At 65.2% G+C, this 18,538-nt stretch carries 17 protein-coding genes and 1 pseudogene; 6 read left to right on the forward strand and 12 right to left on the reverse strand.

Annotation, left to right across the window (positions count from 1 at the left end; translation table 11 throughout):
- Nucleotides 1-28 precede the first annotated feature (28 nt).
- From KMZ29_RS03045 to mddA, 3 genes and pseudogenes are all read left to right on the forward strand, one after another.
- A complete protein-coding gene (locus tag KMZ29_RS03045; protein ID WP_215622408.1) occupies nt 29-1,045 on the forward strand; it encodes an alpha/beta fold hydrolase in 1,017 nt (338 codons plus the stop codon).
- A gap of 162 nt (nt 1,046-1,207) precedes the next feature.
- Nucleotides 1,208-2,035 (forward strand): annotated as a pseudogene (locus KMZ29_RS26585) (DMT family transporter); the annotation flags it as partial.
- A gap of 138 nt (nt 2,036-2,173) precedes the next feature.
- Entirely contained in the window at nt 2,174-2,953 is a 780-nt protein-coding gene (gene mddA / locus KMZ29_RS26590; RefSeq protein ID WP_249779912.1) for a methanethiol S-methyltransferase, read from the forward strand.
- 16 nt (nt 2,954-2,969) lie between these two features.
- On the opposite strand, the gene KMZ29_RS03055 is transcribed toward mddA, so the two are convergent.
- From KMZ29_RS03055 to KMZ29_RS03080, 6 genes are all read right to left on the reverse strand, one after another.
- On the reverse strand, nt 2,970-4,520 hold the full coding sequence (locus KMZ29_RS03055; protein ID WP_215622410.1) for an AMP-binding protein: 1,551 nt from the start codon (nt 4,518-4,520) through the stop codon (nt 2,970-2,972).
- Nucleotides 4,521-4,536: 16 nt separating this feature from the next.
- Nucleotides 4,537-5,691, reverse strand: coding sequence for an iron-containing alcohol dehydrogenase (locus KMZ29_RS03060; RefSeq protein ID WP_215622411.1), 1,155 nt, complete (start codon nt 5,689-5,691; stop codon nt 4,537-4,539).
- Nucleotides 5,692-5,860: 169 nt separating this feature from the next.
- Nucleotides 5,861-6,253: an MAPEG family protein gene (locus tag KMZ29_RS03065; RefSeq protein ID WP_215622412.1), complete on the reverse strand. Its 393-nt coding sequence runs from the start codon at nt 6,251-6,253 to the stop codon at nt 5,861-5,863.
- A gap of 112 nt (nt 6,254-6,365) precedes the next feature.
- Nucleotides 6,366-7,454 (reverse strand): lipocalin-like domain-containing protein, encoded by a 1,089-nt coding sequence (locus KMZ29_RS03070; protein ID WP_215622413.1) that lies wholly within the window; start codon nt 7,452-7,454, stop codon nt 6,366-6,368.
- Nucleotides 7,444-9,906 (reverse strand): FtsX-like permease family protein, encoded by a 2,463-nt coding sequence (locus KMZ29_RS03075; RefSeq protein ID WP_215622414.1) that lies wholly within the window; start codon nt 9,904-9,906, stop codon nt 7,444-7,446. Before KMZ29_RS03075 ends, KMZ29_RS03070 begins: the two co-directional genes overlap by 11 nt.
- Nucleotides 9,903-10,556, reverse strand: coding sequence for an ABC transporter ATP-binding protein (locus tag KMZ29_RS03080; protein WP_215624116.1), 654 nt, complete (start codon nt 10,554-10,556; stop codon nt 9,903-9,905). Before KMZ29_RS03080 ends, KMZ29_RS03075 begins: the two co-directional genes overlap by 4 nt.
- A 319-nt stretch (nt 10,557-10,875) precedes the next feature.
- Here KMZ29_RS03080 and KMZ29_RS03085 point away from each other — a divergent pair, with 319 nt between their 5' ends.
- Nucleotides 10,876-12,147, forward strand: coding sequence for an MFS transporter (locus tag KMZ29_RS03085; RefSeq protein ID WP_215622415.1), 1,272 nt, complete (start codon nt 10,876-10,878; stop codon nt 12,145-12,147).
- Between the two features lie 294 nt (nt 12,148-12,441).
- Nucleotides 12,442-12,675, forward strand: a complete 234-nt coding sequence (locus KMZ29_RS03090; protein ID WP_249779812.1) for an HAD family hydrolase — start codon at nt 12,442-12,444, stop codon at nt 12,673-12,675.
- 63 nt (nt 12,676-12,738) lie between these two features.
- On the opposite strand, the gene KMZ29_RS03095 is transcribed toward KMZ29_RS03090, so the two are convergent.
- The 3 genes from KMZ29_RS03095 to KMZ29_RS03105 all read right to left on the reverse strand — a co-directional run bounded on the left by KMZ29_RS03095 (nt 12,739) and on the right by KMZ29_RS03105 (nt 16,175).
- Entirely contained in the window at nt 12,739-14,481 is a 1,743-nt protein-coding gene (locus KMZ29_RS03095; protein WP_215622416.1) for an N-acyl-D-amino-acid deacylase family protein, read from the reverse strand.
- 89 nt (nt 14,482-14,570) lie between these two features.
- Nucleotides 14,571-15,782 (reverse strand): MFS transporter, encoded by a 1,212-nt coding sequence (locus KMZ29_RS03100; protein ID WP_215622371.1) that lies wholly within the window; start codon nt 15,780-15,782, stop codon nt 14,571-14,573.
- A gap of 234 nt (nt 15,783-16,016) precedes the next feature.
- Nucleotides 16,017-16,175 carry a hypothetical protein gene (locus KMZ29_RS03105; RefSeq protein WP_215622372.1) on the reverse strand — a complete coding sequence of 53 codons (159 nt, stop codon included), beginning with the start codon at nt 16,173-16,175 and terminating at the stop codon, nt 16,017-16,019.
- 254 nt (nt 16,176-16,429) lie between these two features.
- Between KMZ29_RS03105 and KMZ29_RS03110 the strand changes: the two genes are divergently transcribed.
- Nucleotides 16,430-16,675, forward strand: a complete 246-nt coding sequence (locus tag KMZ29_RS03110; protein ID WP_215614433.1) for a hypothetical protein — start codon at nt 16,430-16,432, stop codon at nt 16,673-16,675.
- Between the two features lie 148 nt (nt 16,676-16,823).
- On the opposite strand, the gene KMZ29_RS03115 is transcribed toward KMZ29_RS03110, so the two are convergent.
- From KMZ29_RS03115 to KMZ29_RS03125, 3 genes are all read right to left on the reverse strand, one after another.
- Nucleotides 16,824-17,108, reverse strand: coding sequence for a hypothetical protein (locus KMZ29_RS03115; protein WP_215622373.1), 285 nt, complete (start codon nt 17,106-17,108; stop codon nt 16,824-16,826).
- Nucleotides 17,109-17,348, reverse strand: a complete 240-nt coding sequence (locus KMZ29_RS03120) for a transcriptional regulator (protein ID WP_215622374.1) — start codon at nt 17,346-17,348, stop codon at nt 17,109-17,111.
- Between the two features lie 125 nt (nt 17,349-17,473).
- Entirely contained in the window at nt 17,474-18,478 is a 1,005-nt protein-coding gene (locus KMZ29_RS03125; RefSeq protein ID WP_215622375.1) for a DUF6925 family protein, read from the reverse strand.
- Between the last annotated feature and the right edge of the window lie 60 nt (nt 18,479-18,538).

Raw genomic sequence — 18,538 nt, forward strand, 5'->3', positions numbered from 1 at the left:
CAAGTCTCGTGACGGCGCCCAGATCGCGATGGCTTCGATCGGCCGCGGACCGCCATTGCTGCGAACCGCCCACTGGCTCAGCCACGTCGAGCACGACGCGCGAAGCCCGGTCTGGACGCACTGGCTTGAGGAGCTGTCGCGCGACCACACCTATATTCGATATGACCAGCGCGGCTGCGGATTGTCCGACCGCTCGCCGCCGTCCACCTCTTTCGAGGCATGGATCGAGGACCTGGAGGCCGTCGTCGAGGCGCAAGGCTTGAAAAAATTTCCGCTGTTTGGGATGTCCCAGGGTGGCGCAATCGCAATTGCATACGCCGCTCGGCATCCGGAGAGGGTGTCACATCTGATCCTGTTCGGCGCCTATGCCAGGGGCATGCTGCGCCGGAATGTAACGGAGCAAGAGCGCGAGGAGGCCGAGACCCTCATCAAGCTCATCCGGCTTGGTTGGGGACGCGACAACCCGGCGTTTCGGCAAGTTTTCACATCGCAGTTTATTCCGGACGGGACCCGCGAGCAGCACCAGTGGTTCAACGATCTGGAGAGCATCTCGGCATCGCCGGAGAACGCGGTAGCAATTGTCGAGCAGTTGTATCAGGTCGACGTCAGTGCGGAAGCGGCAAGCCTGCGTGTCCCGACATTGGTGATGCATTCGCGAAATGACGCGCGGGTTCCCTTCGAACAGGGGCGGCAACTGGCGGCGCTCATCCCGTCGGCCCGTTTCGTTCCGCTGGAAGGGCGCAACCATGTCTTGCTCCCCAGTGAACCTGCATGGGAACAGTTTCTCGATGAGTTCCGCTCGTTCCTGGGCGGCGCCGGCGGCACTTCGCCGGCCTTGCGCCAGGCCGGCCTGACGGCGAGTGAGCACGCCGTTCTGACGTTGATGGCGCGAGGCCTCGACAATACGGCGATTGCCACAGCGCTGACCAAGAGCGAGAAGACCGTCCGCAATCAGGTTTCGAGCATTTTTGCCAAGCTGGGAGTCCGCACACGGTCCCAGGCCATCGTGCTTGCCAGAGATGCAGGCATTGGCGAGGCGTCATAGGACAACCGGCTCAGGCCCTCTCGTAATTTCGAGCGGTTTACCGCCGCCACGTGGGACGCCGGCCTCATGACCGCCGGCCGTTAGCGGGGCACACTTCCCAACGCTCAAAAAGCGGTGTGAAGCATGACGGCGACGGCGGCGGTCCCTCTGACATTATCTGAGATGAAGGCAGCCAGGGTCGGCGCGGTGCTTCGATCTCCAGCCTTGGCCCTCGCCTTGGCGGCTCTATTCTGGTCGGGAAATTTCGTGGCCGGCCGGGCGCTTAGCGGCGCCGTCGATCCGGTGACGCTCAACTTCCTGCGCTGGCTGATCGCGCTCGCCATCATCGCGCCTTTCGTCTGGAGAAGCGCATTCGCCGCTCTGCCGGCGCTGCGCCGGGAATGGCGGCTCATCCTCGCGCTTGGCGCTACCGGGATCGCGGCGTTCCACACCCTGATTTATGTTGCGCTGCAAAGCACGACCGTAACCAGCGCCCTCCTGATTCTGTCGCTTGCCCCGATCGCGACGCTTCTCGGGTCCGCATTGCTGGGATTGGAGCGGCCGTCCGGCAGGCAAATCGGCGGCGCGCTGATCTCGATTGCCGGCGCCTGTGTCCTGATCACGCGCGGAGAGCTTGCCGGTATCCTTTCCCAAGGCTTCAGTGCCGGAGATTTGTGGATGCTGGCGGCGGTCGTGATCTGGGCGGCCTATTCGCTGATCTTGCGCCGTCGTCCCTCGGATCTGCCGCCATCGGTCGCGCTGGCCGCAAGCGTGGCTGCGGCATTGCTCATGATGCTGCCGCTGCTGTTGCTTGCCGCGACGAACCCGCTTGCGGCCCTCGGCTCCGTCAGCGTGCTGCTGAGCATCGGATACATCGCGGTATTCGCTTCGGCGATCGCATTCCTGCTGTGGTTCCGGGGGGTGTCGGAGCTGGGACCGGTCCGGGCCGGACAGTTTGTCAATTTGATGCCCGTCTTCGGTGCAGGCCTGGCGTTCCTGGTGCTTGGCGAAGCGCCGACTTGGGCACAGGCGGCGGGCGCCGCGCTGGTGCTGTCCGGTATCGCCTTTGTCGAGCGCCGTCCCCGCAATGAGAGCCCTATCCACGACGACGCGCGGTTTGCGCGTCACGTTTACAGCCAGGAGGAGCACATGAGCCGACTAATCATATTTCTCTACGGTCTCGCATCCTACGTCGTATTCTTCGTCACGTTTCTCTACGCCATTGGGTTCGTCTCGGGCTTGATGGTGCCGAAGACCATCGATACCGGAACGGTCGTGCCGGTGACGGAGGCGCTGATCGTGAACATCCTGCTGATGTCGCTGTTTGCCATCCAGCACAGCGTCATGGCGCGCAAGCAATTCAAGCAATGGTGGACGCAGTTCGTGCCGAAGTCGGTCGAGCGCAGCACCTATGTGCTGTTCGCCAGCCTCGCGCTTGTCCTGCTGTTTTGGCAGTGGCGACCGATCCCGGCGGTGGCGTGGCAGATCGCCGATCCGCAGATCGCCATGGCGATCACCGGCCTGTCATTCGTTGGCTGGCTGATCGTGCTGACCAGTACCTTCCTGATCAATCACTTCGAGCTGTTCGGACTGCATCAGGTCGCGAACAATCTCGCCGGCCGCGCGATGCCCGCGCCGCGCTTCCGTACGCCGCTTTACTATAAGTTCGTGCGGCACCCGATCTATCTCGGCTTCATCATTGCGTTCTGGTCGGCGCCGACGATGACGGTCGGACACCTTCTGTTCGCGGCGGTCACCACCGCTTACATATTCGTCGGAATTTGGCTGGAAGAACGCGATCTGGTCGATCTGTTCGGCGACGACTATCTTCGGTACAGGAACCGCGTGTCGATGCTGCTGCCTTGGCGCAAATCCGCACCAAGCGACGCAGCGGATGGACGCATCGTTGGTGTGGGGCGCGGGCCTTAGCGCGCTCCCGGCGCCGTCACACGATGCGCGTCGTCTTGTCGCCCCAATAGCGATCGCGCAGCAGCCGCTTGTAGAGCTTGCCGGTCGGCAGCCGCGGCAGTTCCGCTTCGAAGTCGATCGAGCGCGGCACCTTCTGGCGCGACAGCGACTGGCTGCAGAACTGGATCAGTTCCTCGGCAAGCTCGGGGCCCGGCTGAATGCCCGGCATCGGCTGCACCACCGCCTTCACCTCCTCGCCGAGATCGGCATTGGGGACGCCGAACACCGCGGCGTCCGCGATCTTGGGATGGGTGATCAGGAGGTTCTCGCATTCCTGCGGGTAGATGTTGACGCCGCCGGAGATGATCATGAAGGTCGAGCGGTCGGTCAGATAGAGGAAGCCGTCGCTGTCGACATAGCCGACGTCGCCGACCGTGCTCATGGTGCCATCAGGCGAGCGGGCTTCCCTGGTCTTGTTCGGATCGTTGAAATATTCGAACGGGGTGGCGGTCTTGAACCAGACCGTGCCCGGCGTGCCCATCGGGCACGGCTTCATGTCTTCGTCGAGAATGTGCAGGTCGCCAAGCAGCACCTTGCCGACGCTGCCGCGGTGGGCGAGCCATTCCGCGCTGTTGCAGGCGGTAAAGCCGAGCCCTTCGGTGGCGCCGTAATATTCGTGGATGATCGGGCCCCACCACTTGATCATGTCTTCCTTCACCGCCGCGGGGCACGGCGCCGCCGCATGGATCGCGATCTCGAGCGACGACAAATCGTGGCGCTTGCGCGCGGCCTCCGGCAGCTTCAGCATCCGCGAGAACATCGTCGGCACCAGCTGGGTATGGGTGACGCCCCATTTCTCGACCAGCTCGAGGTAACGCTCGGGATCGAAGTGCTCCATGATGATGGCGGTGCCGCCGCTGCGGATCGTGAGATTGACCGCGGCCTGCGGCGCCGAGTGATAGAGCGGCGCCGGCGACAGGTAGATCATGCCTTCGCGGTAGTGCCAGAGCTTTTGCAGAAAATCGAAGATCGGCAGTTGCTGGGTCGCCGGTTGCTCCGGCAGCGGGCGCAGAATGCCCTTCGGCCGGCCGGTGGTGCCCGACGAATAGAGCATCGCGGTGCCGATGCATTCATCCGCGATCGGCGTCTTCGGCAGCCCGCGGGTTGCTTCCTGCAGGCCGACGATGCGCTCGCTCTCGCCCGGACCATCGGCGACGATGCAGAGTTCGACCTTGGGGCATTCCTTCAGCGCTTCGCGGGCCACGTCGAGCTTGGCAACCGAGGTGATGAGGATGCGGGATTCGCTGTTGTTGACGATGTAGGCGAGTTCGCCGGGCGTCAGATACGAATTGACGCAAGTGTAATACAGCCCGGACCGTTCGCCGGCGCCGCAGGCTTCCAGGTAGCGGCCGTTGTTCTCCATGAATACGGCATAATGGTCGAGCCGCTTCAGGCCGCGTTGACGCAACAGGTGCGCCAGGCGATTGCAGCGCGCCTCGAGCTCCCGATAGGTCACGGCCTCGCCGGTACTCGCCATGATGAAGGCGGGCTGCAGCGGACGAAGATGAGCATGCTTGCCGGTGTACATCGTGTCTCCAATTTTCTTATGCGGCCAGAAGAAGAATTTCGCGCACCTGCGCCGGTGAATCGATCTTGCGCGGGTTGCGCGGGATCCACGGCGTGCCCATCGCCTGTTCCGCGATGCGGTCGAAATGCTCGGGACCGATCCGGACGTCCTGCAGGCTGCAGGGCATGCCGAGGCCGCGGATGAAGGACTCCAGCACGTCGCCGGCGTCCTTGCCGGGTTGACCCATCGCCGCGGCGACCAGCGCCTGCCGCCCGGCATTGGCGGATTTGTTCCAGCGCAGCACCGACGGCAGCATCACGCAGGAAGTATATCCGTGCGGCACGTCGTAGACGGCGCCGAGCACATAGCCGATGCCGTGGCTCGCCCCCATCGGCACCCCCGACGACAGCGGGCCCATCGAGAGCCAGGTGCCGAGCTGGCAGTCCATCCGCGCGTCGAGATCGCGCGCGTCGGCCTTCACGCGCGGCAGGCCCTCGGCCAGCATCGACAATCCCTTGATCGCCTGGGCGTCGGCGTAGGGATGCGCCTCGCGCGAACACAGGCCTTCGACGCAATGGTCGACGGCGCGGATGCCGGTCGAAAGAAACAGCCATTCCGGCGTGTGTACGGTCAGCGCGGGATCGAGGATCGCCGCGCGCGGCATCACCAGGTCGTGGCGTAGCATTTCCTTGACCTTGGTGCGCCCGTTGGTGACGCCGGCAATTGCGCTGAACTCGCCGCCGGCAATCGTGGTCGGCACGCTGACCTGGCGCACGACAGGCGGGTTGATCGGCGGCGCGACGCCCTTGTGGGCCCGGACCCTGTCGATATCCTCGACGCTGCGAACATCGTTGGCGAGGCAGATCTGCACCGCCTTGGCGCCGTCGGTGATCGAGCCGCCGCCCACCGTGACGATGAGATCGGCATTGGCGGCGCGGGCCTGTTCGGAAGCCGCGATCACCCCCTCCCGCGGCGTATGCGGCCGCATCGCATCGAAGGTGCCCACGCAACGCGGGCCGAGCGCCGTTCGGATTTTCTCGATCTCGTCGGTCTCGCGGTTGAGCGTGCCGCTGACCATCAGGAAGGCGCGGGTCGTGCCCAGGCGGTTCATCTGCGCGACCACAGCCTCGGCGGCGGCAGTCCCGAAAACCACCTCGTCCATGGCGCCGAAAACGACGCGGCCCTTGTACACGCTTGTCCTCCCGGACGTTTTGGCCTTGTTACGGCCCTTGGAGAACAATCTAGCGGAGTCCGCGCGGAGGGAAACCACAAAATGACGACGGTCCTCCGCGGCCGTTCTTTGGCGAACGCCCCTCCGAGACCATTGCCCGGACCCGCCGCTGATCGGGCGGCGTCCACGGTCACGTATGAATGAGGCGCCAGACGATGGCGCCGAGCGCGCCCAGCCAGAGGACGCCGGCCGCGAGCCCCTGCACCGCAAAGCCCGGCCCGCGCTTCGCCGCGGCCCGCGAATAGCCGGCTAGGTAGAGAATGCGGCCGGCGATCCACACTAGGCCCAATACGGCTGCGGCGGCATCGCTGATGTAGACCGCAAACAGCCAGAGCGAGGGCAGGAAGACCGGCATCCATTCCAGCGTGTTCATCTGCACCCGGAACACCCGATCGAAATCGGGATGGCCCGACGTGGCCGGCGCCTTCACGCCCAATGCAACGCGCGCCTTCGATACCTGAATGCCGGTGAACAAGTAGAACAGGATGGCGAAGCAGGTGACGAGCGCGGTGAAATGGTACATCGCATATTCCCCATTTTCGAAGTCATTCCGGGGCGCGAACGGAGTGAGCGAACCCGGAATCTCGAGATTCCGGGTTCGCATCTTCGATGCGTCCCGGAATGACGGATTCAACTCAATAGCCGGTCAGCTCCAGATATCCTAATCCGGTGTGGCTGCCGGCGAAGCTGATCGGTCCCTCCCAGTAAGGAAAGCTCGTACCCATCCAGCTCCTCGCGTTCAGAGGCGTGGTCTCGATGCGCAGGCCGCGCGCGGGGATGACGATGCTCCATCCGGTCGGGATCTTGCGGCCTTCGATCTCGGTCGAGGCCGTCGGCGTCATCGTGTTTTCGCTGGATGCGATTTCGCTGGAGCGGCCGTCGGGCTCGATCCAGTTGCCGAACAGATCGGCGCGGCCGTCCTTCTGACGCAGCCGGTACAGCATGAGCTTTTCGCCGGAGTCGAGATGCAGCGAGAACCAGTCCCAGCCGGTCTGATCCGGGGCGAGCGGCTGGCTGCTCCATTCGCGGTCCATCCAGGCTTGCCCAGCGACCTCCGCGGGTTTGTCGCCGATGCTGATGCGGCCGGTCGCCTTGAAGAAGGGCTGGCTGTAATAATACGAGGCCTGCCCGCGCTCCGATTTGCGGCTGTAGCCGGCGTTGCCCTGCAGCACCAGCGGCCGGTCGGCATCGAGCCGCAGCGTGTAGCTGAAATCGGCGCCCGATGCGGTGAGTTCGAGCGGCGCGAGCATGGCGTCGCGCATCGCTTCACCCCCGCGCATTGCCCAGGAATCGATCCAGGCTTGAAACGGCTTTGGTTCGACGCCGGCCTGACCGACGCCGCCGCGGGCGAAGGCTTCGCTATAGCGGTGAATGTCGGCGCGGGTGACGGCGGCGTGGCCCATCCAGATCTGCTGGTTGGCCCAGCCCTCTTGTTGCGCACCCGGCCGCGAGGCTTGGCGAAACAAGGTCCACTGCGCGCCATAGGCCGCGCCGGTCGAGTCCTTGAGATTAGCCGTCACGTACCACCACTCGATGCGAAACTCCGGATGCGGACCGTGATCGGCGGGAAACGCGAAGGTCTTGCCGGGCACCACGGGCGCGAACCCTTCCGCGTTTTCGCCGAGACCGGCAAAGCCCTGTGCCAGCGCCGGAACTCGGCCGAACCCGATCAGGGCAAGGCCGCCCGCGAAGGCGCGGCGGGATATTCTGACACTATCGTTCATCGGCGAAGATCTTGATCAGGCTGGTCGGCTGCATCCGCGCCAGCTTGAGAACCGGCAGCAGCGCGGCCAACAGCGAAGCCGCCATCGCCACGCCAAGTAGTTGCAGCAATTGCAGCGGGAACACGTGAAACGGCAGCCGCCAGCCGAAGGCCTTCACGTTCACCACCGCGATCAGGCACCACGCCACCAGCAGGCCCAGCGGCAGCGCCAGCAGGGCGGTGATCAGCGCCACCGACAGGGTTTTGACAAGCTCGATCGACGCCAGCTCCCGCCGCGTGATTCCGATCGCCCATAATGGCGCCAGCTGCGGCAGCCGCGAATTGCTCAGCGTCAAGAGGCTGGTGAGCAGCGCGATGCCGGCGACGCCGAGGGTGAAAGTATTGAGCGCTGCCGTCACCGCGAAGGTGCGGTTGAAGATCCGCTTCGACTCCGCCTTCATCGTGGCCTGATCGGCGAGGTTGCGATCGTCGAGGCCAAATCGTTGGCGCAGGCCGGAGATCAGCGCCGGAATTTCCGCAGGCGGGACCCGCAAGCCAAATCGGGTAGTGGGGATGGCGGGGAAGCGCCGTGTCAGCGCCGCGTAATTGACGGCGATCTGACCCTTCGGGTTGCCATAGTCGGCGTAGATGCCGATCACCTCGAGCGGCCAGTTGCCTCCGGGGGCGGGCACTTCGATGCGGTCGCCGATTCCAAGTTTCAGGCGCCGCGCCAGTTGCTCGCTGACGAGGCCGGCATCGCCTGCGCGGAGGCGAACCCAGGCGTTCGCAGTTGATTCCAGCAACGGCCAGTGCTCGCTATAGGTGGGATGATCGGGCAAGCCCAATATCTCGATCGGCGCGCCGGCCATTTGCGATTCGGCCCGGCCGCCGGGCAGGATCGCCTGCACTTCCGGCCGGTTTCGCAGCCATGTCTTGATCTCGGTGGCCTGGGCATCGCTGGCCGCGTTGACATAGACATCCGCCGCCAGCCGTCCGTCGAGCCAGCCGACAAAGGTCCGGCTGAAACTTTCGACCATGGTGCCGACACCGACATTGACCGCAAGCGCGAGCAACAGCGCCATCAGCGCCAGCGACAATCCGGAAAGCTGCTGGCGGCTGTCGGCCCAGAACCAGACCGCGAGCGGGCGACGCGCGTTGCGCTGGCCGAGCGCGAGCAGGCGCTCCAGGATCGCCGGCAGCAGGAGCGCGGCCGCCAGCATCAGCGCCGCCAGCACGGCAAATCCCGATACCAGGGAATCGCCGAACCATAGAAAGCCTCCGGCGGCGGCGAACACGGCGAGCGCGACCGCGCTCTGCACGATCAGCCAGCGCTGCTGCGCCTGTTGCCACGCCTGGGGTTGGGCGGCCACCAGCACCGGAAGGCGGATCGCTTTGGTGAGACTGGCGGCTGCCGCCGCCAGCGCGCCGATCACGCTGATGGCGAGGCCGGCAACCCACCATTCGCTCTTCAGCGTCAATTGGCCGGGGATCTGCGCGCCATAGAGTCCGCGCAACGATGCTGCGACATCGGGCAGCAGCGACGCCGCAATTCCGTAGCCGCAGACCAGGCCGCTGGCGCCGGCCACCAGCGCCAGCGATACCAGTTCGATCACCAGCACCGCGTTCAGCATGCGGGCGGACACGCCGCAGGCGCGCAGGGTTCGCAGCATCGGCCGCCGCTGTTCGAAGGCAAGGCCCACAGCCGAATTGACGATGAACAGTCCGACCACAAAGGACAAGAGGCCGAACGCCGCCAGGTTGAGGTGAAAACTGTCGGTGAGGCGTTCGAGGTCGCTTTCCGCATCCGCCTTGATCAAGTGAAGCCTGTCGCCGACGACGTTCTCCAGCGGCGCCGGTTTGCCCTTGATCTTGCCGACCACGAGGCGGGAGAGCTGGTCCGGCATGTCGAGGAGCCGCTGGGCGATGCCGATATCGACCACCAGCACGCCGGGCGCGAGCTGCGCCTGCACGCGCAGCGGCGGCAGCTCGGTGCCGCCGCTCGCCAAAGGCCGCGCGCCTTCCGGCAGATGGAGATCGGAGAGCACTTCCGGCGCCACCAGCATTTCTCCCGGCGGCGTGACAAAGGACTGCAGGCCGGCGCGTCCGATCGTCGGCGCATTGCCGACCTCGGCGGGCAGCGTGACCGGCTCGATGCCCAACAGGCGGAACGAGCGGCCGCCGATCTGGATACGGCCTTCGAGCACCGGCGACACCGGCCAGCCGGCGCGGCGCAGGCTGACGAACAGCGCCTGCGGGAAGTTCGCGCCGTCGCGGCCGACCAGCATGGCGGTTCGGGCGCCGCCGAAGGTCGCGGCCGCACGGTCGTAACTCGAGCGCGCCTGCGCGTTCAGCGCCTGCACGCCGCTCCACAACGCGGTCGCGGAAATCAGCCCGATCAGCAAGGTCGCAAGCTGCATCGGATGCCGCCGCCAATGGCTCAGGAGAACCGCGAGAGTCCAGACTGCGCGCTTCATGCGACCAGTCCGGCATGGAGATGGATGCGGCGGTCGAGCGTGGCGGCGAGACGCTCGCTGTGCGTCACCATCAGAAAGCCGCAGCCGGTTCGCGTCACCAGGTCGCGCGTCAGCGCCAGCACATCATCCGCCGTCGCCTCGTCGAGATTGCCGGTGGGCTCGTCGGCGAGCAGCAGCAGCGGCTTTGTCGCCAGCGCGCGGCCGATCGCGACGCGTTGCTGCTGGCCGCCCGACAATTGTTCGGGATAGCGCTTCAGCAAGGCGCCGAGCCCGAGCCGCTCCACCAGTTCGGCATGCCAGGCCGGATCATGACGGCCGGCAATGCGGGACTGAAACACGAGGTTGTCTTCGACGCTGAGACTCGGGATCAGGTTGAACTGCTGGAACACCAGTCCCAGCCGGTCGCGCCGCAATGCCGCCCGGCCGGCATCGCCGAGGTCGGAGACGGAAATGTCGGCGAGCGTGATCTCGCCGCCATCGGCCGCATCCAGCCCGGCGATCAGGTGCAACAGCGTGCTCTTGCCGCTGCCGGATTCGCCGGTCAGGGCGACGCGCTCGCCTGCCGCAACGGTGAGATTGACCCCGCGCAGCACCACCACCTCCTCGCCGGCAGAGCGATAGGTCTTGGTCAGATTTCTGACGCTCAGCACGATGGGGTTGCCGGTTGCCATGCCAAGCGGATGCGAAGCCTCTCGAAAGTCCATACTCACGTTCTGGTCCAGCATACCAAGCCCCTTGCGGGAGATCACGGGCTCAATCATGGCGGCGACGCGACCGTGTTCCGGTTGCAGGGCGGGCCCGAAACAGCGTCAGGCGGCATCCGGCAAACCAATGCCGAGGTGCCGCGCACGGCAGGCGCCTGGGCCCGCGATCCCTCCAGAAAATGCCGGGTTGCATTGCCGTATGTCCCACAGGTAGCATTGCAGCAGGCCGATCAACAGGCCAGCAAATGAAAATCGGGGAGAAGGCATGACCGCGCAAACGACGCCCAAGGGCGCCTGGAAAATCACGTTTCTCCTGTTTCTGTTCATGCTGGTCAATTTCGCCGACAAGATCGTGGTGGGCCTCGCCGGCGCGCCGATCATGGACGAATTGAAGCTGCAGCCGGAGCAGTTCGGCCTGCTCGGCTCCTCGTTCTTCCTGCTGTTCTCGATTTCGGCGATCGTCGTCGGCTTCATCGTCAACCGCGTCGCCACCCGCTGGGTGCTGCTGGCGATGGCGGTGATATGGTCGCTGGCGCAGTTCCCGATGGTCGGCACCGTCAGTTTCACCACGCTGCTGATCTGCCGCGTGATCCTCGGCGCCGGCGAGGGGCCGGCGTTTTCGGTGGCGGCGCATGCGATCTACAAATGGTTTCCCGACGAGAAGCGCACCCTGCCGACCGCCATCCTGTCGCAGGGCTCCGCGTTCGGCGTGATCCTTGCGGTGCCGGCGCTGAACTGGATCATCGTCAATCACAGCTGGCACTATGCGTTCGGGGCGCTCGGCATCGTCGGCCTGATGTGGGTGGTGGCGTGGATGGTGATGGGCAAGGAAGGCCCGCTGGTGCAGACCGTCGCGATGGCGGCGGCCGATCCCCGTGTGCCCTATTTCCAGCTCCTGACCTCGCGGACCTTCATCGGCTGCTGCGCCGCGACCTTCGGTGCTTATTGGGCGCTGTCGCTCGGGCTGACCTGGTTTACGCCCTTCATCGTCAAGGGCCTCGGCTTCTCGCAGAAGGACGCCGGGTGGATTTCGGTGCTGCCATGGGTGTTCGGCGCCGTCGTCGTGCTGCTCACGGGGTGGATTTCGCAGGTGATGCTGGCGCGCGGCTTCACCACCCGCGGCGCCCGCGGCGTGCTCGGTTCGGTGCCGTTGATTGTCGGCGGCGTGATCCTCGCGGCTCTTCCGCATGTCAACGGCGCCGGCCTGCAGATCGCCTTTCTGGTGATCGGCTCCGGGCTCTGCGGCTCGATCTATGTGGTCTGCCCGCCGATGCTCGGCGAGTTCACGCCGGTGCAGCAGCGCGGCGCCGTGATCGCGATCTACGGCGCGATCTACACGCTGGCGGGCATCCTGGCCCCTTGGGTAATGGGCAGCATGATCCAGCACGCCGCGGTGCCGCTCGACGGCTACATGACCGGCTTCACCATCAACGCCGTCGTCCTCGTGGTATCGGGATTGCTCGGCCTGTTGCTGCTGTGGCCCAACACCGAGCGCGCTCGGCTGATGGCCCTGGCCGCGCAGCCGAAGTTCGCGTGAGGTCACAACTATAGCAGCGTCGTCCCTGCGAAAGCAGGGACCCATAACCACCGATGTCGATTGTGCGAAAGCAACTAACCTCATCGCCCTGCGGATAAGCCGCGGCGTATGGGTCCCTGCTTTCGCAGGGACGACACCGAGTGTGTGTTGTTACCTACTGCAAACCACCCTGCGCGCCGCGTACCAGCCGGCCCGGCCGCGCGTCGGTGGCCGCGCCGTTGCGTTGCGTCACCATGCCTGAGACAATGGCGGCGACGCGGCCACGCTACCTGAGGTCGCCGGGACGCATGCCGTATGACCGAACTCGTCATTTTCGATTCCGACGGCGTTCTGGTCGACAGCGAGGGGATCGCCAATACCGTGCTGGCTCGGGCGGCGGCTTCGGAAGGTGCCGCGATCAGCGCCGAGGAATCGCTCCGTCTGTTTCGCGGCTTGAAAATGGCGGACTGCGTCGTCGAAATCGAACGCCAGTCGGGACGGCGGGCTACGCTTGCTTCGCGGGGGGAGGGGAGAAGGAAAGCGGGATGAGCCGGGCATTCTACTTTGCATGGGGTTGTTTTCGCGATTTTTTGTAAACCCCTGCGGTAGGCGCTAGCTCGCTGCGGCGCCGAACTTCCGCGCGTCGCCCTGCGCGCCGCGCACCAGCCGGCCCGGTCGCGCGCCGGTGGCCGTTCCATTGCGCTGCGTCACCACGCCGGAGACGATGGTGGCGTCATAGCCGTCGACCTGCTGCAGCAAACGGCGGCCGCCTACGGGTAAGTCGTAATGTACCTTCGGCGGATGCAGATGCAGTTTGTCGTAATCGATGACGTTGAGATCGGCCTTGTAGCCTGGCGCGATGACGCCGCGGTCGGTGAGGCCGACCGACAGCGCGGTCTTGCGCGACTGCGCGGCTACCACGAACGGGATCGACAGTCTTTCGCCTCGCGTCCGGTCTCGCGTCCAGTGCGTCAACAGATAGGTCGGGAAGCTGGCGTCGCAGATGATGCCGCAATGCGCGCCGCCGTCGGAGAGGCCCGGCACCGCATTCGGATCGGTCAGCATCTCGCGGGTGGCATCGAGATTGCCGTCGGCGTAATTCAAGAACGGCACATAGAGCATGCCGCGGCCATCGTCCGACAGCATCGCCTCATAGGCCAGTTCTTCCGGCTGCCGGCCCTCGCGGCGGGCCCGTGCGCCCAGCGCGTTCTCCGGCGGCTGTTCGTAGTCCGGGGGATCGCCGAGCAGATACATCTTGTCGTAGTTCGGCCGGAAGAACAGCGGGTCGTCGGTCGAGGTCGGCGTCTCGCTCAGGATCGCGGCGCGGACGTCGGGCTGATGCAGGCGCTTCAATCGCTCCGTCAGCGGCAGGCTGGCGATCGCCTTGTAGCTCGGATGGGTCTGGAACGGATTGCGCGACAGTTCGAGGCCGAGCAGCAGCCCGACCGGGCGCGCGGCGATCTGTGCGGTGATCGACAGCCCGCGCGCGGAAGCCTCATTGATGGCGTCGAGCGTCTGGCGCCAGCGCCGCGGCGCCCTGTCGTTCTGGGTGATCGAAAACGACACCGGGATCCCGGTGTTCTCGGCCACCCGCAGCATCATCGGCAGGTCTTCGTGGATGGTCGACAGATCGAGCACGAACTGGAACACGCTGCGGCCGGTCTTCTGCATGGCGCCGGCGATCGCCGTCAGTTCGTCCTCGCCGGCCTTCAGCGTCGGCGTGAAGTCGCCGGTGGAGGTGCGGTGGTTGAGGGTGCGCGAGGTCGAAAATCCCAGCGCGCCGGCGCGCACGGCATCGCCGGCGAGCGCCGCCATGGCGGCGTTGTCTTCGGCGGTCGCGGGATCGCGTCGCGCGCCGCGTTCGCCCATCACGTAGACGCGCAACGCGGCGTGCGGCAGTTGCGCGCCGATATCCATGTCGAAGCGGCGCTGCGACAGCCAGTCCATGTAGTCCGGAAAACTCTCCCAGGCCCAGGGGATGCCGGCGCTCAAGACCGGCTCGGGAATGTCCTCGACGCCCTCCATCAGCTGGATCAGCCGCTGATGATCGGACGGTCTGCACGGCGCGAAGCCGACGCCGCAATTGCCCATGATCGCGGTCGTGACGCCGTTCTGCGACGATGGCGTGATGTCCTGGCTCCAGGTGACCTGGCCGTCATAATGGGTGTGAACGTCGACGAAGCCGGGGGTCACCAGTTTGCCGCGGGCGTCGATCTCTTCCTTGCCCCGGCTTGCGACCTTGCCGACCTCGGTGATGCGGCCGCCGGTGACGGCGACATCTGTTTCGAACAGGTTGCCGCCGAGGCCGTCGGCAATGCTGCCGCCACGGATCACGAGGTCTGGATCGGAGGTCATGCGTTTCATCCCGGATTTGAACTTTTGTTGCCGCATCATGGGTTGTCGCTCGAAGCTGTCAACCGCACGGGATGAGGTTCAGGAATGCGTCAGGCGGGGCGGGCCTGCGGTTTGCGGTCGGTGGCCAGCGCCAGCAGCACCGTCAGGATCATGAAGACGACGGAAGCGCCGAATACCCAGTGCGGCATGCTCTGGTCCATGATCCAGCCGAACAGCAGCGGACCGAGGATGCCGCTGAAGTTGAAACCGGTGGAGACGATGCCGAAGGCGCGGCCGGCCGCGCCCGGCGGCGCCGCGTCGCGGACCATCATGTCGCGCGACGGCGCGATCACGCCGCCGAGGAATCCGGCGATCGCCATCATCGCCGTCAGCAGCAGCGATGGCAGCGCGACCGTCGCGATGATGAGCACGATCATCGCATTGATGGCGAAACAGCCGGCGGCGACCTGCCCGTGACGCCTTGTGCGGTCGGCGAGATGGCCGCCGGCCAGCACGCCGATGGCGCTGGCGGCGAGATAGGCGGTCAGCGCCATGTTGGCTGCCGAGAATGATGCGCCATAGCCGCTCATCAACGCGACCACGCCGAAATTGCTGATGCCGGCGTTGGACAGGCCAAGCAGCATGAAGAAGATCGTCAGCATGATGATGGTCGGCGTGATGATGTTCTGCTTCGGCGCGTGCACGCCATCGACCTTGCGGTCGGCGGCGCTGGCGTCGGGCAGGCCCATCGCGATCAGCAATAGCGCCGCCAGCGGCCCCACCGCGCCGGCCGCGATCAGCGCGCCGAGCCCGCCGACGGTCGCCACCAGGGCCGCGATGATGGCGGGCGCCACCGCGCCGCCGAGGAAGCCGGCAAAGGTGTGGATCGAAAAGGCGCGGCCCATCCGTGCCTCGTCCATATGCGCCGACAGGATCGCGTAATCGGCCGGATGATAGACGCTGTTGGCGAGGCCGAGCAGTGCGGCGCAGGCGATCAGCCAGAAATAACTCAACTGCAGGCCGAGCATGATCAGCGCGCAACCGCCGAGCATGAGGCCCATCAGCAGGACCTTGCGCGCACCGATATGGTCGGCGAGGTATCCGGTCGGCGCCTGCGTCAGGCCGGAGACGACGCCGAACACCGTGAGCGCGAAGCCGAGTTCGATATAGCCGACGCCGAGCTGCTCCTTCAGGAACGGGAACAGCATCGGCAACACGAACAGATGAAAATGGCTGACCCAATGCGCGATCGAGATCGCCACCAGCGTGCGCAGCGAGGTGTCCGACTTCGCTTGTTGCGGTGCGGCCAGAACGTCGGCCATATTGAACTGAAACCCCGTTGAAATGAACGGCCCGGCAAGGCAGGCGCCAAATTATCGGCTGGGCCGGTTATTTGTCCATGAATACCGCTGCATGGCAGCCCTCGCGAAGCGCGCCGGAACGGCGAAGTTCGGGAAGACAACGCCGCTTCCTTGCGCGACGGTAGTGTGCTCCCGATGGGAGAGGTGCGATCGAGATTCGCAGCGCCCTCCGATCTCAAGCTTAAGGAGGCTTCTCTACAACGGCTCGTCGTCCTCGCCGCTGCGATCGCGCTTCGGCGTGGCGATGTCGCCATCCTCGTAGTCGTCATCGTCGGCTGGCGCCGGCGGTGGTTCTTTCTTCGATTTGCTGTCGTCCTTGTTCGGACGTTCGGTCTTTTTCCCGATTCCACCCATTTCGTTCCCTTTTGATCGGGTCGGTCACATCGGCGGATCGACCTCAATGTCACCGCCTTTTGCTGGGCATATTAGGCCTAATCCGACAATATTTCCTGCCTTTTTCCGTTGTTCGGTGTAAACGGAAGCATAACCCCGAGCATGATCCAGAAAATGGAGACCCTCAGGACAAACGCGTAGCGTTTGTCCCGGGCATGCTCAAACAACAGATGAGATCATGATCCCGTTCAATCGGATCATGATTTGGAGCCAAGATGAAAAAACCTAAGATCGAAGCCGTCGAAGAACAGCAGCCCCGCAAGATCCTGCGCGCCGATAAAGCGCCGACCACCGGGTACTCGCTGGTCGTGGACGGTCACTTCAAGTCGCACCACGACACCGTCGAGGCCGCCGAAGAGGCGGGCATGGCGCTGAAGAACAAGTTCCCGATGCTTCAGGTGCAGGTCTACGATGCCGCGACCAAGACGCGGTCGATGGTGCAATGGCCGGTGCCGGCCTAAGCATTCGCGCCGGGCGTCATCCTTCGGGACGCGCGCAGATGCGCGCTCCCCTTAGGATGAAGTCTTAGACCCTCATGGTGAAGAGCGCGGCAACGCCGCGCGTCCCGAACCAAGAGGCCGGGCAGGTGCGACCAGGCAACATGATCGCTTAAGTCCGGTGTCCGCCCTTCTGCTGGCTCGCCAGCCAATCCGACAGTGCCGGGGCTTTTTCGCCCGACTTCTTCGGTGATTTGGCGCGCGTCGTTTTCGCGGCGGGAGGTCGCAGCGGCTCGGCGGCTTCGCGGGCGAGCCGCAGTGCTTTCAGCCTGGCCATGTTGTCGAGCACGGCTTTCGTTGCGGCGTCGCGCTCGGTGCCGCCGGCCCTGGCCTGGCTTGCTGCGCGCGTAGCCTTGTTGAAACGCGCATCGGCGCGGTCGCGATCTTCTTTTGTCATCTAGGTCGTTTTCTTTTTCTTGGGTTTGGCCTTGGCCTTTACCTTCGGCTCCGGCGGGTTTTCTCGGTCGGCGGCTTCCTTTGCCAGTCGCAGCGCGCGCAGGTCCGCCGTCCGCTTCCGAATCGCGATGTCGGCCGCCGCGATATCGGCCATCGCCTTGATGCCTTCGGCATTCTGGGCGGCCTTTCGGCTCAGTCTGATCTCTCTCAGTTCGGCCGGCGTTTTCGGTTCGTCGTTCATCGGGTGCCTCAAATTCACGGCGCCCAGCATGGGTGCAGCAACCTGTCCAATAACACTATATATGCATCTGGACAGGGCAAGTTTAGGCCGCCTTTCGGAGCAAAAGAGCCGCTTTTCGGCCCAAATCAGCGATCGTGGTGAAGGTCGGCTTCGTCCGCGTCGCTCTCGAGGCCAGCCGGATCGAAGTTCTCGATCCAGGACTGCAAGGCCGGCGAGAGGTGTCCGGCGGCCTTCATCTGCCGCAAGGCGATCCGGATCGTGGTGCGGCCATGGCGGTCCTGCGCCAGCGCCGATGGCGGCTCGTTGGCATCGATCGCTTCCATGATGCGCCGCTTGATCGCTGAGGTCTCGGGCTGTCCGAACCGCTCGATTATTTCCTGAAACGAATCATGGCGGGCCGCGTCGAACGGCCGGGGCTCGCCCAACCCATCGCGCGCCGGATGCGGCGGATAGAGATGCGCGCAGGGAACCCAGCCCTCGGGGATCGGCTCGGTCGCGGGATGGGTCCGGCCGCTCTTCAACAGCTTCGGCAGGACATGGGTGTGCGGCCCGTCGGGGCTTTTTCCCGAAGCGTGCGGGATCGGTTGATAGACCTCGATCCGGCCGAGCCGGCTGAGGAAGACGCGGTGCGGATTGGCCGCCAGAATCAGTCCCATCGCGGGATTGCCGGGCTCGAACACCGCCCGGCCGGCGTGCTGGCGCAACTGTGCCGCGGTGTCGCTATCGCCGACGCGGACGCAGAAATCCGCATGTGGCGCGCCGAGGCCAAGATCGAACAGAACCGATTCGCGATCCTCCGCGCGCAGGGCGTCTCGGTCGGCGCCGAGTTCGGTCAGCACGGTTCGGCCGCCCATCGCGCCATCGTCGTCGGTCAGGCACAGCGCGATGCGCTGATTCCAGCCCGATTTGGTGATGCTTTCGGAGGCGAGAGGCCGGTTACGCGGATGATGCCTGATGACGATGCCGCCGCGCGGCGTGACGGCCGACACGGCGTCGTCGGCCTGCCGCAGTGCGACCGGCTCATCGCGGTCGCGCGAGAATTCGGCGATGGCGCCGAAGGTGCCGAGGCTCCATTGCGTGTCGGGATCGGCGATCGCCCCCTGCAGCAGATCGATCGTCGCAACACGCATCGTTCGCTATTCTCCCGGCATCCGGCCGGGGAGAATAGCGTCACGGGAGATCGGGGCAAG

It is taken from the genome of Bradyrhizobium sediminis (assembly GCF_018736085.1).
GTDB lineage: Bacteria > Pseudomonadota > Alphaproteobacteria > Rhizobiales > Xanthobacteraceae > Bradyrhizobium > Bradyrhizobium sediminis.